The 16,452-nt window shown below is 51.2% G+C and carries 11 protein-coding genes; 2 read left to right on the top strand and 9 right to left on the bottom strand.

Annotated features, from left to right (window positions below; all coding sequences use genetic code 11):
• From ACI514_RS21515 to ACI514_RS21505, 3 genes are all read right to left on the bottom strand, one after another.
• Positions 1-2,037 (bottom strand): hypothetical protein, encoded by a 2,037-nt coding sequence (locus ACI514_RS21515; protein ID WP_405122332.1) that lies wholly within the window; start codon positions 2,035-2,037, stop codon positions 1-3.
• 81 nt (positions 2,038-2,118) lie between these two features.
• The gene (locus ACI514_RS21510) at positions 2,119-4,659 is read right to left on the bottom strand and encodes a hypothetical protein (protein WP_257356989.1); all 2,541 of its coding nucleotides are present in this window, start codon (positions 4,657-4,659) and stop codon (positions 2,119-2,121) included.
• Between the two features lie 262 nt (positions 4,660-4,921).
• A complete protein-coding gene (locus ACI514_RS21505; protein ID WP_257358465.1) occupies positions 4,922-6,142 on the bottom strand; it encodes a DNA cytosine methyltransferase in 1,221 nt (406 codons plus the stop codon).
• 510 nt (positions 6,143-6,652) lie between these two features.
• On the opposite strand from ACI514_RS21505, the gene ACI514_RS21500 reads away from it, so the two are divergent.
• Positions 6,653-7,189 carry a LasR-specific antiactivator QslA gene (locus ACI514_RS21500; RefSeq protein ID WP_257356990.1) on the top strand — a complete coding sequence of 179 codons (537 nt, stop codon included), beginning with the start codon at positions 6,653-6,655 and terminating at the stop codon, positions 7,187-7,189.
• Positions 7,190-8,583: 1,394 nt separating this feature from the next.
• Here ACI514_RS21500 and ACI514_RS21495 read toward each other — a convergent pair.
• The 4 genes from ACI514_RS21495 to ACI514_RS21480 all read right to left on the bottom strand — a co-directional run bounded on the left by ACI514_RS21495 (position 8,584) and on the right by ACI514_RS21480 (position 13,499).
• Positions 8,584-8,910, bottom strand: a complete 327-nt coding sequence (locus tag ACI514_RS21495; protein ID WP_072432041.1) for a hypothetical protein — start codon at positions 8,908-8,910, stop codon at positions 8,584-8,586.
• Positions 8,911-9,259: 349 nt separating this feature from the next.
• Positions 9,260-10,123, bottom strand: a complete 864-nt coding sequence (locus tag ACI514_RS21490; protein ID WP_095125356.1) for an integrase domain-containing protein — start codon at positions 10,121-10,123, stop codon at positions 9,260-9,262.
• A 1,079-nt stretch (positions 10,124-11,202) separates the two neighbouring features.
• Positions 11,203-12,852 (bottom strand): hypothetical protein, encoded by a 1,650-nt coding sequence (locus tag ACI514_RS21485; protein ID WP_257356992.1) that lies wholly within the window; start codon positions 12,850-12,852, stop codon positions 11,203-11,205.
• 122 nt (positions 12,853-12,974) lie between these two features.
• Positions 12,975-13,499, bottom strand: coding sequence for a hypothetical protein (locus tag ACI514_RS21480; protein ID WP_405122331.1), 525 nt, complete (start codon positions 13,497-13,499; stop codon positions 12,975-12,977).
• 322 nt (positions 13,500-13,821) lie between these two features.
• On the opposite strand from ACI514_RS21480, the gene ACI514_RS21475 reads away from it, so the two are divergent.
• Positions 13,822-14,223, top strand: coding sequence for a hypothetical protein (locus tag ACI514_RS21475; protein ID WP_257356994.1), 402 nt, complete (start codon positions 13,822-13,824; stop codon positions 14,221-14,223).
• Between the two features lie 431 nt (positions 14,224-14,654).
• Here ACI514_RS21475 and ACI514_RS21470 read toward each other — a convergent pair whose 3' ends face one another.
• Both ACI514_RS21470 and ACI514_RS21465 read right to left on the bottom strand, forming a co-directional pair.
• Positions 14,655-15,026 carry a hypothetical protein gene (locus ACI514_RS21470; protein ID WP_405122329.1) on the bottom strand — a complete coding sequence of 124 codons (372 nt, stop codon included), beginning with the start codon at positions 15,024-15,026 and terminating at the stop codon, positions 14,655-14,657.
• A 196-nt stretch (positions 15,027-15,222) separates the two neighbouring features.
• Positions 15,223-16,095, bottom strand: a complete 873-nt coding sequence (locus ACI514_RS21465; protein WP_405122328.1) for a hypothetical protein — start codon at positions 16,093-16,095, stop codon at positions 15,223-15,225.
• Positions 16,096-16,452: the final 357 nt, after the last annotated feature.

Raw genomic sequence — 16,452 nt, 5'->3', positions numbered from 1 at the left:
TTATGACTTTGATTTCATGCGCCCAGACTGGCCAGACTGATTAATGAAAAACTCGGCAAGAGCTAATGGAATTTGCTCGTATTGATTTCCTGGGTTCAAACGGATCCACTCCGTTGCCGCTCGGGCTAATCGCAATGAATTCGCCAGTGTGAGCTGGTTTGCAAACCGCGCAACCGTCACCATCGCTGGAGAGACATCCCTGCTACGCGCTCCCGGATCAAGCTGTCGAATATTGCTGGGTGCGAAAACAACGAGCGCCAAGGCCGCCCCCGAAGGAGTAATCGCCCCACTGGTGTCGATCCAGGGAGCTTGGCTCCGAATTGCCTGAGCCTCCTCACACTCTTCGTCTTCAACCGTTGTGCAAACAAGAAAGCGCCTTGGCAATTCACCCCGGCGGCACCGGTCCGAGAGCGCTGGTAGCCAGAAACGGGCCCCAGATCGCTCAGCATGTTCGATAATGGCAAGTACGGTTGTAGGTGACTGTCCGCAGGTGAGTTCTAGTCCATGAGTTAGGCTTGTCGGGAGCTGTGTGCCTGCTCGAAGCCAAAGGTCTTCAAAGGTAATTACAGTTGGGTCGGCCTCCAGGCGCATCGATCGTCCGGAAGAAAGTAACGTCTCAGCAGTAAGAAGAAAATCCTGCGCTTCCAATCCATGAATTACCGGCACTTCACCGGCCAGTATCAATGCAAGAAACTGGGACATTCGCTCTTTACCTACAGTCGTAAGTAGCATGCAGCTCGTGATGGCTTGTTGCATGTCCCCAACGCTGAGGATCGGAACGGTCTGTGGCGGATCGAAGCGCAGTACAGACTCAAGCTTGACACTCTTCGGCACGTGGATAGAGGCAGCCTGCTCTTGGAGCGTAGTAATCTCCAGGACTGCTTTAGACTCAAGCAATCGAAGGTCCGACAGGGTCGTTTGGCTGTCCTCTATTTGGGTGCTTAGTGTTCTCAGTTCGCCGAGTATTGTCTCGCGTTGCGCCGCAAGGAAGTCCAAGCCTTGCTGCAGGTTACCGCGCTGCGTCTCAAGTTCGCCCTCCATTACCGCTTGGCGAGCGGCAATCTCGTCGCTCATTGCCAGCAAATTGGAAGTCATATCTTGATTGAGTTGAATATTCAGTGATTCGCGCTTCTCCGCCTCAAGCAACTTCAACTCAGAATCAACTGCCAAAAAACGCTGTTCGCGCAGTGCGTTAATCTCCCTCTCTAGCTCGGTCGAGAGGGAGGCAAGGATGGATCCTCGCTCCTGCTCGGCGATCAATTGAGTTTCGCTTTCGAGACGAGAACGCAGCCGTGGATCAGCTAAAAGCGCTTCAGTCAGTTCCCCAAGTAGTTCTTTGTCAGCCAATAAGCGCTTAGCTAACTCACCTGATCTCGCGTTTTGTTGGGCTGCAAGGCAATCTACCAGACTGGTTCCTACTTGGCCGGTTGCCTCGTCAGCATGGCGCTTCAACCAATCTATGACTGTGTCAGCACGTGAGTCGTGCACAGCTGCCATAGCACGCACAATTCGCTTAATGTAATCCTCGTCAGATGCCCAATCTAATTCCTCAATGCATTCTCCGCCTCTTTTTAGCTCGTAGAGACCAACATCAGCACCATCTGACGGCACGCTATGCAAATACTCGGGTTCGTAGGCATAGACATTGAAACAGCCGCCAGTCGCCATACGGTACCGATTGTCTGATGAGCGCATGAGGCCGAGCATGAGGATGCGATCTCCTGTATAGCGAATCACCCAATTGCCGCTATGACTTGGTCCATCTAAGCCATCCACAGTCAAACGACTACGCAATACTTCAAGACTGCCAATATCCTGGAGATCAAAAAAGGGTATCAGGTGGCGGTAGGTCGAAGCCTTCCATTTCCCACGTGGCTCTCTTTGAGCTACCTGAAAGATAATCCAATCGTTTATATGGTGTTCTGAGATGTTCTTTAAGCGAACTTCCACTTCGCCCATTTTTGGAAAAAGCTTTTGGGGATTATCGAGAAGCGACCATCCTTCTTCTGATCGAATGGCAACCACTTTCACAGTCATATTGACATCATGCCGTTTTACGCATTGCCCGATATACCACGCCAAGTTTGCCGCCATGGTGAACCTGATTCCAAATAAATACTAAATTGTGGTTGAGCCGTTACGCCACTGTAGGCGCAAACGACCAGAGGAGCGACGAGTGACCCCAATAAGGCTCAGCTTAGCCTGCTGCGGGCCATGGAATGACCCGCCAATGCAACCGGGTAGTACCCTATCTAGCCAGCACACCATCTCGCGATTCGCGGGATATATATATTCCCAGCTAGAAGGCCCCCCATTGCGTAGCATTCGCCGGCGCATTGCTGCAGCTAGTGCGTCGGGAAGTCCGCCCTCAAGCGTTGTAAGGACGATTAGGTTTTTTTCGGAACTCCATTTAAACAATGGCTTTCGGGCCAAAGCATAGGCCGAGACGATGGCTGCTGTATGCGAGAAATAGTGACGTATGAGCCCATTTTGTTCGACGCTGTAGACATCGTGGTCACGCTCGCCGGTATGGGTCAGGCGCACTAGACGAACGCTCTCTTGAGTTTCGTCAATAGATACAAAACGACCTTTCGTCCAAGACCAGGCTCTAGTCTGTTCGTAGTGCAGGGCCTGATGCGGTGTTTCCACAAACGCTAGCGGTTTCTCAGATGGCGATAAAAACGCGCTCTCGAAGCGCCAGCCAAGACATTCGGCAATGGCTTGACCTTGAACGTTCTGCGCACCGAATAGAGGCACGGCCCAATCTGTAACTCCTAAACGTCGGAAGGGAATCCCGCCCAGTCCTTCAGCTGCTAGCTTGAAGTCTTCAACCATTCGCGTGCAAAGTGCACCTTCCACCAGCACTAAAGTCTGCCCATCGAGATAAACCTCGATGATCACTGGTTCCCTTAATGTCCAAACTCGTCCTTTCCAGCCGCTGCGTAGGCGCGGCTCAACAATGCCCGCATCTCTGAGACTACGCAAAAGCAGCCAAGGACTCATAACATCGTCGGCACATTTGAGGAGCGCAATAATCTGCGCCTCCTCCCATCCGCTTTGTCCGCTTGCGTAAACCGCCTCAAGAAGATCTACACAGGCGGGCTCACCCAACTCCCAGCCCAATATGTCCTGAGTACTAACATCGACAGGAAGGCTCTGATCCGCAATCCAGTCCTTTAATGGTGACAGTCTGTAGCGTGCGCCGTCGAGCATCGGGTGTACAAAAGCATTGCGGACGAACTGCAGGCGAATATTCCATGGGGCTTGATCTTCACCGCGAAGCTTTACAGGATGAATGAAGAAGGCGCCATCAATTGATTTAGGGGCCATGAGCTGCCCCTTCTCAATTTTCAGCAAACAGCCCGATCCTCGTGGCAGTGCATCCCGTATTACATAGTCACAGGTATCGGAATCGAGGCTTGGGAAGAAACGCGGACGGCCCAGCCAAATACCACCGCTACGAATGCCGCCAGAAAGACACGGTCGTACGATCAACTCCTTCTTGGAAGGAAGCAATTTTGCTTCATTAAGCGCATCCTTGAGCACTTCAACGCTCAGAGGATTAGTTGTGATCGCCCAATCACCGCTAGTTGCAAGGGGCCCCAGTCGATCACCTATTTTTCGTTTATGTCTATCAGCAACAGCGATATGCAACCCGAACGCTGAATCGCGTGCCTCGGGCTCTGCTCGCCAACGGCCAGTACCGATCAAGCGGAAGAACACTATCCCCAGTGAGGCGGCTGTCGACAAGTTCTCGCTATTTTCAGCGCCGACTGCAACCAGCGCACTATTTAGAGTAGTGAAAGGCGCAGCCTCGCCATGCTCATCACGATAAGCAAAAAAAAGCGCGCACTTATCTGCGTCAAAAAGCATCTCGATCGTGACACTACTGCGTGACGGACGACCAATAAGGGTGGAAGCACGCTCCAGGAGTCGCCAGAAGCGAAGGTCGCCCAAGGCGCGGCGTTGCAAGTAGTAAGCGCCTCGAAACTCTTCAAACGCATTGCGAAGCCCCCAAGAGGCACGATCATCCACCAGTTCTCTCGGAAACGCTGCGATGCTGATGTGCAGATCTCTATTTGCTCCTGGATGACCCTGACAGAAGTTGGTTACAAGCTTCAGATCTGCCTTGCTCGGAAAGGACAGACGGCGTGTATAACCTATATGTGTCCAATTGCCGGGGTCTGGCAAGACTAGGCGACGAAACGGTTCGCCTGCTTGAATGCGCTTGTCCAGCCATCGCTCCAAGCCCTCCCACATCAGAGCAATGCCACGCAGGTTGGAGACAGTAGTGTTAGCCCCCAGCCATTTCACAAGCTTATGACGATATTCACCGCTCTGCGGTGCATTGCCCTCTAGCAGATTGTCGATCAGCAACGTGAATGCGAGGTAGGAAAAGCAGTTGGGCACATTGTTATTTTCAAACCGCTGAGCACCGTCGCGAAGCGAATCCATCAATAGAGGATCACGCGATAGCATTTTGCGAAAGAGCTCTTCAACCGTTGCTTCGTTTCCGCGCTCGGCACCGCAAGCAAGGGTCAACGTGCTCGAGGTGACTTCAAAGGCTCGGATTGGGCTAGCATCGCCATCTGGGCCAATTGCCAGAAAATAGTCGACGAGACGCTTCTCCCAAGCGTCAAAAGTACCTGGCAAATCCACTTGATTTCATCCTTGTCGAAATATAAACCCCAGCTTAATTGAGAACATAAGTCTGCCAGATTCTTTTGTAACACGAATTGCTGCGACGTTCGATGGCTGTCATCGGAACATATTAGGACAGTACAAATTGTACGCCATCTGCCATGATTTAAAAAAACTCCATCTGCTCATTTTGAGCATAAGTAACTGAATATTGCGGCAACGAGAAGAGGATCTTACCGGATTTATGATCCCCCTAATTTCAATGATCCCATTGAATCAGTCAGGCGAATGCGGCAGTCTGCTTTGTGGCTCCTTCAAAACCCCGCCCAATGTCCTCCCGAGCGGCCAGAATTAGAGGCTCAAGAAGTCGATCAGCGAGAAAACGCACGGGGGGGACAGCGACACCATCCCCTATAACTTTAAAAGCATGTTGATAAGCTTCAGGCAATACGTAGGTATCTTCTAGTCCCATCAACGCTGCGGCCTCCCGAATTGAAAGCAGGCGAGTTCTAACTTGACCATTTCCTGCCACAATTAGCCTTGAACGTGAGCCACCACCTCTCGGCGTTCTTAGGCAACCCAAGACATCAGAGAAAGTTATCTCCGCGCGCTGCTTATTGATGCCTCCCTCTCTTCGCATTCGATAATAAAGGCTACCAACGCTGATATTTTCAGCAGCCATAGCTTTCTCAAGACGTGCTATATGAATGGGAGTCATCCTACTTATTATTTTTGTAGTTTCCTCAGGTGTATGCCAGTCAATCCCTTCAAGTTTAACAATGCTCTGTAGAGCATTTTTCTTTAAAGTTGGCACTAATCCCAAATCCCACCAAACCCAGTCTGCATGTATCTGCGGAGATAATGATCCGTATGCACGCATCAACGTCGGCGTATGCCAAGACTCCGTTGCCATTTCACGATAAAGGTGGTGCGGTGTGTCAATGTTGCGTAGGACAGCAATAATGAACACCCGAGGGCGAGACTGGGGCAAAAAGTGCCTGGTATCAATAACTACGGCGCCGTAGCGGTATCCAATTTCACCAAGGCGTGAGCAAATCGCTGCAAAGTCACGCCCACCCTCAAGAGACAGCAAGCCTACGACATTTTCTAATACTAATAGTCGGGGTTGACGTGACTCTTGGCGGAGCCCATCAATCAACTCAAGAAAGGGCCATAAGGCACCAGATCTTGTAACTCCCTCGCTACTAGTATTTCCAATGCCTAAACCATTTCCAGCTACAGATAAATCTTGACAAGGAAATGATGCCCAAGCTAAGTCGGCGTGGACTTGTAAATCCTCAATTTTAACTTCGTGAATATCACGATTATCAAAATGACTATCTCCCCAGTTTTTTTTATATGTTGCAGCTTTGATCCGATCCATGTCGTTGGCAAACATGCACTCCCACTCGTCACCAAGACCCGAACGAGCCATTCCTCCGCCTGCGAAAAACTCAAAGAAACTATATTTTTCGCTTATTTTGTCACTGGTATCTAACATCGATCTGGATCTCAGCCTGCCAATTTTATCTGGAAAATAATCTGTTGCTTTTTGGACGCAGCGCATAGGTGCAGCTTTATATCGTTCGCCACCAGCTAAGTCGGCTCTGTCAGCGTGGACGGAATTTGTAGTCGCTACTTTAGACCTGATGCGGTAGAACTGCCATCCGCCAGCAAACGTTAGCTTCTTGGTATCAGATTTCATTCGGTTTCTGAGCTTATTGGTGCCGTACTTTTGTTTTTTTCCGGCTTCATATTTATGCTTTGCTCCGTCGCGGTCAATCCCGTGGCCGGCTGTCAGAACCTGAATTGTTCGAGGCGCATAGCGCCATAGCTAGTAATTAAGTGCTTACTGAGGCTTAGCTGCTGCTTTTCTATGGCGGTCCGTGCGGGGCAGGCTTCGGCCTGGCCGGTTCCCTCGGACGACGGTTTCTGCCCCCGTACAGTTTTAAGCTCGTGCGCCGCCCTAGCCATTGGATTCAAGCTGCAAACTATCTCGGAGGATTCCGCGATGTTTGAGCTCTCGCTTCTCATTGGTCTCCCTAAACCGAACAGCATTGATCCCGCATCGCTTACAACTGAAGATGCCACGATTAAACTTCGCCAGGCTGCCACGCTTCGGCTCAATAGAGCGCAGAGTATTCTGCCTCATTTTCCGCAAGACGTTGAGCTAGCGGTAGTGCTGTTGGATGACGCGGCAGAGTTGTTCGACAAGGCATTCCGGTATCTGTCGGGTATCCCTGCCCAGCGCGTTCATCAACAGATTGGGGAGTACGTTTCTGTCCCTTCAGCTGAAGGCTGTGCCGGTATCCGAACACTGTGGAACGATGAATTCCGCCCGATGATTGAGGAAGGCGTTCGATGCGGTGAGACCTGGCTCGATGGTTCATCATTGCCGCTGTGGTGGGTTCTGGCGCAAAACGGAAAGCATCATCATCCGGGTGATCCCCAAGAAGCATTTGAAGCAGGCTTTCTGCTGCGCTTGCAGCAGACGCTAATCATGCGACGTGAGGCAGACACTTCCCTATCAACCAGCTTCGATGCCTGAGTTTATAGTTAACGTTTGAGACTTTGCTTTTCCCGCCAAACCCTCTGATCAAGCGATCTTTGATCGCGCCGATCAGAGGGTTCACTCGCTTTTCCTTGCGGCCACCGCGTTTTCCCCCATTCATTTCAAATATGATTAGCGCAGCCTTCTTTTACCCGTCATTAATTGCTCGTGATCTGTATCGGGCGCAGAGCCGGTTCAGTGTCAAGACGGATATTTTCGTTGGGCATGGATATAGGTGTGGCGACAGCGGCGACAGCGGCGAAAACCGGCGTAGAACATAGGCTGGAGCATGGCGACAAAAGTGGCGACAGTCGCTACATTCTGAGCGCTTTGGCGGTGACGTTTGACCGCCTTTTCGAGTGAGTATAACAATTGGCGCAAGGACCGCTGTCGTTGACAGCTCCAGCCCAGGTAGCCAGAACCTCCAAGGCTACACCACTTGTGTGGTGGTTCTTCCCGAAGTGCGATTAGCGTTCGGTGGCTCGCACGGTCACTCCCCATCAGTGATGGATGCCTATTCTACCAATCTGCCCACTGCGGCAGACAATGGACCTACTTCGCTGCTCTGCAGCAGCCTCACCTCTCTGCACACTTCGCTGCGCCAGACTGCGTTCGTCTCTTTCTCCTGGAAAGAGACGGACGCTCGTAGCGCTGCTGCAAGAGACGTCGTACAGGGCATTGCCGCAACTCTCATCCTGACAATCGGCCTGACAAATCCGATTCGTCTCCATTCGCAACGACACAGCCACCGGTGCCGCAGCCAATGGAAAGGCTGCGCCTGACTGACAGTCAGGCATGCCCCAGGTGTCTAGGTCTTTGCCTTCTCCCACCCATGATCTCCAAGCACCGAACTCGTCAGCCGGCACAGCATCCACTCGCCCGCATCTTCGGATGCGCCAAGGAGGTCAGGTTCATGGATTCATACCCTTGCTCCCGGTTGTAAGGAGCAGTTCGTTCCGCGTAAGTGAACACCTCACAGGCCGCAGGGGCCTTGATCTCTGATAACACTTAACAGCCGTGGCGGGACTACGTAAGGACAACCGGCAATGATGAGGAGAGGGTTCATGCAGCAGTTAGATCTGAGGCTTGAACCATCACAGCCACCTCGACCGTTGATTGAGTCGAATTCCGTGGCTCAGCCTTATCCGGTGCAGGCACTGGGTGGAATTCTTGGGCCTGCGGTTGGGTGCATTCCCAGGTGATTGGCGTGGATGCGGAGATTCTATCTGAGGGAATACGTATCTTCTGTTACCTCCGAGTTGCTTGAGCGTTTCTAGTATCCAATCGAAGTAGTGATTGATCGAACGCACTGTCTTGCCCGTTGCCAAAAATCGCAAAAAAATCACCTGTCGAAGGACAGGTGATTTTCGTGTTCAGAATCGCTGAGAGAACTATAAGAAGACTTTCATCGCCCCGATCAAGATGCCGATCGTCACGGCTAGCATGGAAGCCATGCGAATGGACAACTTGAGATCAGATTTAGCTATCTCTGCAGTCAGCCGATGATTTGTATTAGCGATCTCAGCAGTCGCCTTGCCAATTTCAGCAGTTGTTCTAGCGATCTCGGCTGTCAACCGCTGGTCAAGGTTTGTGAGATCACTTTTCGTAGCGAGTAGTGTGAGCATGTCAGATTCCAATGCTTGGATAACCGCTTCGGCTTTGAGCTCAGGCACGTCGATTGCGCGCAGTGCTTGATACATCGCCAGTTCCATTTTCATTAAGGCCTCCTAAAACAAAAAAAGGCCTTCCCCACGACGGGAAAGGCCCGTCGTGGGTGGGAAAGTCATACTTCCATCGACATTCAAGTCGACTGTCCGCGCTGCCGGAAGCTATGCGGTCATTTGGTGGATCCTACGGAGAACCGCAGCGCCGTCTTGAAGATCCTGGCGGCTTGGGGTGCTGAACGAATCAGCTAGATGCATAGCAAAAGTGCCCCTGAGGACTTCGGCTGTCAATCCGGTAATCGGTTTCCGACTGTTTCCTAATGTTGTATGAGGCTCCTTCCTGCCTGCGCTCACCACCACCTTCGGACTCGGGTTGTTGAGGATCGACGTCGAGCGGCCAGAATTATCGGCCGAGGTACGTAGCGGTAATTTGTGTTCTCTCATGCCCGAGTTCACGGCTGATAATTTGTCGAGCGGTACGGTCTTGAGAACGCTGCATTGGGGTCAATTCCTTGGACGATATACCTCCTGCAGCCGGAGCCTTCCATCCTGTCAAAGCTACGTAACGGCTTTGTGCATAATGATGACGCAGTCCATGCATGTGGCTCAGGCCTGCTGCCTTGCACTGACCATCGTAGGTGTTTCTCTGCTGGATGTACGTTTTGTGAGCCGGGATTAATGAGCCGGCTCCCGCTAACTGATGTGCCGCGTTCAGAACCTCGCGCTGTTGCGAAGTAGTGATCGGAACAGAGCGATCACGCCCACCCTTCGTCCATGAGCCCTTGAGGAGAATGTGATCTCCTTGATCCGCATATTTGGGCTGAAATTTGATCGCTTCCTCACGGCGTAATCCAAACGTGGACTGAAGCTGGAGACTTATGCGTACATGGGCATCGGTGATCTTGCCAAGGTCTGTACCCAGTTCCTGAGCTTTGCTGACGTTAGTGACGAAGCGCCGTTCGGCCACACCCAGTTGCGTGTTGTCCGCGGGGAGAATGCCAGCCTTGCCGATCTTTTCAGCCCACCATCGAAGGTGCGCAAGCCGATTTTTGATGGTGCCAACTGACAGGCCTTCGCCTTGCCAGCGATCCAGCAGTGCCAGTACGTGTTTGCCCTTGAGCGAGGGGGCTTTCATCTGGCGGAAACCAACCTCCCGCAGCTGGCGAGCGATCAGCCCCAATGAGCGGATACGGTCGGCCTGAGTGTTGTGACTGCCATCGCGATTGCGCCGGCAAAGTTGCCGCAGGGTGTAGGTCAAATCGTCCATATCCCATCCACTCACTGGCTTTGTTTTGTGCTGTTGTCCTGTCCTGAAAATCATTGGTAAGTGTTGGTGCCAACTCGCTAGGCGAGATCCCCGAAGGGCAGGGGCATGGTGTTCAGGAAACACCGGTGTCTCGGCTGAGACGTCCGTCTTCCTTCCTGCTGGAAGGTCGGACGGAGATGGAGCGGGATGAGTTAGTTTTTAATGTTGATGAGTACTCCAAGGAAATGGATGGGATTGTTAAGTGGAAGCAGTTGCCATTGCGAAAAGGTCCGCTATTTAGGACAGCGTAGTAGCGGCATATTAGGGAATAGGTCTACAGACAAAGGCGGCTCCGTCCCATGGGTATGGGTCGGTATGCTTCTGGAACCTTGCATACTTGGCTAGCTCCATCCTGCTGGATCAGCGCTTGCAGGAGTCTTGCGCTGTTGGGACGACGACTCTCGAACCTGTCGACTTAGGTTTTTGCTGGGCCAGTGTATCGGGGGCATCATCATGTATGCCGCACGTTTTAGGATTCAGTATTTGCCCGTGATGTTGAGGCGTCCGCGGGGCCGTCACTGCGGTTTGCAGTGACGGCCCATCTCATGAGTTGCGCTTCATTGGGCAGGGGCAGCCGGGGTGATAGGTGCATATGCATCGATTGCCTGTGGTGCTGACGCGGCCTTCGGCCTTGTCGGCTCCCTGCCGCAGGGGTGGCATGGTCCCCAAGCCACCCCTGCGCAGGGAGCTATGGGAAAGGCGAAGCACGGAGCTGCCTTACCGATCGACGCCGTGAATCGCAAGGGCGTGCAAGTTGACAACATTGTTATACAGGTTGACCGAGAGCTTTCGGCCGAAGGTCTGGGGCGGATGATAACTAGCAGTCACAATGGGGTAGTTAGGGGCTTTTTTCTACCGTTTCGCGACGGGCAGAAAACGGCCAGAAGCGGACATTGGGAGCCGACCGCTACCGGCCAAAAGCGTCAGTGGAATCATCAAGGAGCTCAACAGGCATTCAAATCAGTCAGCCTCGGGAAATTTAGGTGCTCATGATGGAACGCCCGCATAGCAAATAATTTTTCTGATGCTTATCTTCAACACTAGTCATTCAAATCAAATCGCTCTTTCAGCTCACCAAAATCTGACCATCTCTTTGTATTGACTCCAATTAGATTGGCGCCATAGTAGCTAAAAAATGACGAATAATGGTTCTGCTTAGTGATAGCATCCATACAAGCACGAATAATTATCTGCCTCTCTATGGTCGCAGTGTCTTTTCCATAAAGATCCACCATCGGAAGCCAGTCATACAGGGATCTGCAGTTATCAAAAACAAACATATCAAGATACATTTCCCGTTCTTTTGCTTTATACCTAGCTCGCCAATGCGCGTCCGTGTTTATGTGGTGCGTATTCCCAAGGTGATTTAAAGCAAGCTCTATCCATAAATGCGGCATCGGTACATCACAAAAAACGCCTCCGCACGGATCAGGAAGAGATTTAATTATTTCTTTTATCGATCGAGACAAGCTTTCCGACAGAGTGCTTTTATATGAGTACTGTGCGTATCTAAGCAAATCATAAAGTTGCACGCTATCTAGATATGACAGAGCCCCATTCTTTTTTGAAAACTGCTCGTACCAGTACTGCCCCAGCTTACTTTTAGATTCCTTCAACCTTAGCAAGAAATTCCAAATTGGAAAGTCTTCGGGCGGCTCGAAAATTTCACCTCCTGACAAATCCAAATCTTTGAGGGTGGCCTCATCAACCTGTCCATCTTCGAAATCATAGTTTTGGGGGGTGGACATTTTTTTAATAATGGATTTTATTTGAGCTTCATCCATTTTCAAAAACATGCGTTTTAAGGCTGGGCTACTACCAACCTTAAGCATCGGACTTATGTAGCTAGCAAAGATTGTTGGATAATGCGTTGAGAATGCACTGTATGCAGAGTCGAAGTGCGAGCTTATCAAGTCCTCAAACAAACGTTCCTCGCAAGGCTCGCCGAGGGCCTCAAGCTCCTCTTGGTAGGCCTTGTCAACAAACCCATAGCAATCGACCCCTTCCCAAAAGCCAGTATCTTTAGTGTCACCTGAACGGATACAGTTCTCTAGAAATGGATGACTACGAAAATAAGAAGACAAGAACTCAATATTTTCTTCGGTTTTTTCGGGGAGAGAGCTATTTATTACCAGAATCCCCAAATCACTCAGAGAGCTGTTTTCAAAAACAGCGTTTATAGTTAGAAGCGGCTTTGACTGCTGACTAAAAAGAGGGCCAGTGAAATCAAGGTAAATTATATCAAACTTAAAAGAAGTGACTCGCATGAGCTCAGATATTGCGCCATTGAATATCTTTAAGGTTGGATATTTTTTTTGTGCCTTAATCAGTGCCGAAGAGTACATTTTTCTATCTGACTCAATAGCCCAAACATTCTCAATCTGAACACCTAGCGCCACTATAATTCGCAAATCATTTTCAGGCTCCGGCCCGCAAAAGTATGCAATTTTCAAGTTTTGCGGTTGCTTGGTCTCGTAAAGATTGTTTGAAAATCTAGTCCAGGACTCAATAAAATCCTCGTTAGGGCTTTCATCTTGTAGAACTTCGTCAAAAGCGTAATCCCAAAGGCGTCTTATATAATTCGGCTTTAAAATCCTATGTTTTTCCCTGTCAGTAGTCAGTTTTCTAACAGCCCTGGTCCATATTTCTACTCTGCTTTTTTCTTTTACACTCTGTGTATAAGTAACCACTGCATCCCTCCAGAGGTTCTAAAAATTCAAATTGTGCTGCAAGCAACACTTAAAACGGAAAAAAATGCCTTTGCCGCACAGCAACTTGCATAAACACGAGCTTTGGAAAAAAAGGGACTGATTTATTTCTCAGAAACTAAATCAGTCCCTTTTTCTTTGATCGCAGGACGGATGTTGTAGCGCCCATATTCCACTCGCTGGATTTTTATCGAGATCATCACGAAAAGCATGAGGATACCGAGCCCTCCGGCAGTTGCCACAACCACGGAAAAAGCCCCCCAAATATTAGGAATACTGCCGGTGCTCCTGAGCGCAGCGAAGACGAGACACAAAAGCGAAATCACGAATCCTAGAATCGCAATGGCCAACGAGCACTCCCGTTCAAATTTGTCTTGAACCGGATCCCCCCCGACGAGTGTTCTCGGAATTTCCCTAATGCAAGCCGCCCAGATAGAAACACAGAAAAAAGAGAACGCCGGAAACTGCAGGGAAATCTCAAACTCGGGCTTCGAAAAATAGATGATGAAAAGCCAAATAAGCACAGGCATCAACGTCAGAAGCACCTCATACGTAGCCCAAACCGATGACCGAGTGATGATGATTCCCTTCGACAATGGCGCCTTTCCGCTCCCATTTCCTTCACTCAACGTCTTTCTCCTGCCAACAAATGAATGATAAAAGATCATCCGCATACCGGCGGTAACCGCGATAGCGGCCCCCGGATTGACGGACAACCTATGATATCAAACAGATATCACCCATGACAGGGATTGGAGCAGGCCTCGGTTCGGCGGTGTGCTGGGGTGAAAATGCAATTCAAATGCCCCTCCATACCACGTGACATCGCTAGGTGATCGTACAAAAGGGGATTACGAAAGGCGGATGCTCGGCAGCACAACTGGCAATATGTTTTCTAACAGGGTTGCGCTGAATCCATCGAGTAACTGAATTGAAGAGTACTGTCATCTCATGGACAAAGGTCTGAGTGATGCCAACCTTAATTACGTACTTGCGGTTATTGAAAGTGCCCCAAACACTGAGTTAGGTGTGATGTGTGAGCAACTACAGATCGACAATCGCGATCTTTTGAATCAGTTGGCGATCTCAGTAGCAAGACTGTTTTTTACAGGCCCCCGCGATTTTCATCACTGTGATGAGGTGATGAATACTGTCGTCAGCGATATCGTCGGCTTGTCCATGCATGCGGATATGCCCCAGCCGGCATTCTCTATCTACCAGGCATTTGATGCATGCGAGTATTGGCACAGCGACGACGACCGGGACGTATTTCCTTGGAAGAGGTGGACGCGGCCTGAGCTCGAGAGAATTTTGTGGGAGGTCGACGACGGCGCAAACGGGCTTTCGAAGTAGGTACGATTTGAGCCCCCACAGGACCGATTTTGGCCGGTAGCGATCGCCTGCCAACGTCCGCTTCTGGCCGACTTCTGCCCGTCGTAACCCGTAGAAACCAACCATGGCCAGCATCGGTATAGGGCGCTGATAATGGTGAGCTGTGTCGTGAACACCACGATTAGAGGGGGCAGCGCAAGTCCCTCTCATGGACATAGCCAATCCCTTCGAGTGGCCACCAGTCAGCAAGCCCATCAAATCAGCGCAGATGTCATGAACGATTAATTTAGATGTACCCGATTTTAACCAGGTGTCCTTCTGCCTTTGGATAAAGGCAAAGGCGAGTGCTGTCGCTCGCTCGCGTAGCATTACACGCTTAGCTTTCTGGTTCACAAGAAAAAACCACCTGCCATAGGGTGGGTGGTTCTCGGTACTGCCGAAAAAGTAGATCGTTAATCAATCATCGCCATAAAGACGAAGACCGCTGCCACCACCGGGAACATCATCGTGCCAATGTTGAGGGTGAGATCAGATGCGACGCGAGATAGCTCTGTCCGAAAGTGTTCTACGTCTGGATCGGATTTAACGGTAGGAGGTGACTGCAACGCAGTCTCCATGGCTTGGATTACAGCATCGATTTTTGGCTCAGGCACGTCGATCGCTTTCAGTGCTTGATACATTGCCAGTCGAATGTTCATTAAGGCCTCCGAATAAACAAGAAAGGCCTTGCCCGGACGGGAAAGGCCCGTCGTGGGTGGGGGGAATAACATGCTTCCATCGACATTGATGTCGACTGTCCGCGCTGCAGGAAGCGATGCGGTCATTCGGGAGGATCCTGCGGGAAACCGCAGCGCCGTCTTGCAGATCCTGGCGGCTTTTGGGTGCTGATCACATCAGCGAGACGAGATGTGAAGTTGCTCCCTGCGGTGTTCGCTGTAAATCCGAAAACGGTTATTCGGAATTTCCTAATGTTCCCCGACTGCTTGATAACCAGTTGCGCAGGGATTACTGACGCATGCTCTAGGCAGGAAGCGGCTGGCAGGCCAAGCTTTTCATGATCTGTGCAGCCAGATCGTCTGCAATCCTTGGCCCCTTCATGATCTTGCGCATCTCGGCAACGTGCGGCAGGCCCTGCTGAATTGTCTTCGATCTTGTGGCGGGCTTTTGTTTGACCTCAGCGGCAGCCGAGGCCACTGGATGGGGCGTAATGGGGGCGACAGCTTTCTGCTCTTTTTTACGGCCTGCCCACGGTCGAAATTCGCCGGCTAATGCTCGATTTATCAACCCGAAGAAGTAGGCGACGACGTTACGCACCGACCCACGTTGACTGCGCGCCTGGAGTTCGTCCAGCACTTGCTGGCGATGTTGGAGTGGCAGTCGAGTCAGGGCTGCCAGCACGTCTTGTTGCTGATCCGCTTTGGCGTTTGCCAGGCATTGCGGCAGTGTCACTGGCCCTTGTGTCAAATGGCGTTCCGCACGTGCGCGTGCGCGGTACGTACGTATTTTTTTATATTTGTTTTTATACGTACTGTCGCCGGTGCTGAGGTGTTTCTGGTCGGTCTGCTGCGTGACGGAGGTTCTTGTTGCGGGATGACTCGGTACAGGTTTTCTGGGGGAGAGCGGGCGTTCTCCTGAGGGGGGCGGCTCATCGTCCTCGTCACGTTGTGCCGGCGTGAGTGCGGCATTGTCTTTGGACGTTTGCTCCCGCGTAGCTTCGATGTGCTTCGCGATGCAATCGAGATGGGTGTGCTTATGGCCGATGCAGTTCTCGAGAAGCGCTGGAAGGGTGGCGTCTAAAGCGCAGGCTTCGCGGAAGTTCAGGGCACTCTCGTTGATCTGATAGAGCTCGTTCAGAACGTTGCCCGTAATGAGGTCGCTATTCTGGCCGGCCAAGCTTATCCAACCAGTTAGGCGCAGAACTGTTAGCGCTCGCGAGGCGGTTTCGTAAGAAGCTCGTTTTGCCAACGGGGCGCACGCGAGATATGAACGCAATTGACCCATTCCTGCCAAGGTGTACAGACCTCCAGCCGACCGTAGCGAGTGCATCACGTGCCAGCAATTGCGATCCAGAGGTGTCAGGCGGTTATCGACCATAAGCGATAGGACCGCAGAGCGCGGAGCGTCTTGAGCCTGCAAGGTATGGGAGGTGTGTCGGTTGGTCATGAGGTGTCTCCGAGGTCTGGGCCACGTTGGCCTGTTACCCGACATCTCATCTAGGACTGTTCCGTATGTCAGCCAACAATGCGATCT

Origin of the sequence: Pseudomonas sp. M20 (assembly GCF_045037865.1) — a bacterium.
Classification (GTDB): domain Bacteria; phylum Pseudomonadota; class Gammaproteobacteria; order Pseudomonadales; family Pseudomonadaceae; genus Aquipseudomonas.
Note: the sequence above shows the minus strand (reverse complement) of the source record. Positions and strands in the feature narration are given on the sequence as shown.

Bases quoted from the DNA above. Each gene is read 5' to 3' on its own strand.
- ACI514_RS21495 (WP_072432041.1), bottom strand. From the start codon at position 8,910: ATGAAAATGGAACTGGCGATGTATCAAGCACTGCGCGCAATCGACGTG.
- ACI514_RS21515 (WP_405122332.1), bottom strand. From the start codon at position 2,037: ATGACTGTGAAAGTGGTTGCCATTCGATCAGAAGAAGGATGGTCGCTT.
- ACI514_RS21475 (WP_257356994.1), top strand. From the start codon at position 13,822: ATGGACAAAGGTCTGAGTGATGCCAACCTTAATTACGTACTTGCGGTT.
- ACI514_RS21490 (WP_095125356.1), bottom strand. From the start codon at position 10,123: ATGGACGATTTGACCTACACCCTGCGGCAACTTTGCCGGCGCAATCGC.
- ACI514_RS21500 (WP_257356990.1), top strand. From the start codon at position 6,653: ATGTTTGAGCTCTCGCTTCTCATTGGTCTCCCTAAACCGAACAGCATT.
- ACI514_RS21470 (WP_405122329.1), bottom strand. From the start codon at position 15,026: ATGACCGCATCGCTTCCTGCAGCGCGGACAGTCGACATCAATGTCGAT.
- ACI514_RS21505 (WP_257358465.1), bottom strand. From the start codon at position 6,142: ATGTTAGATACCAGTGACAAAATAAGCGAAAAATATAGTTTCTTTGAG.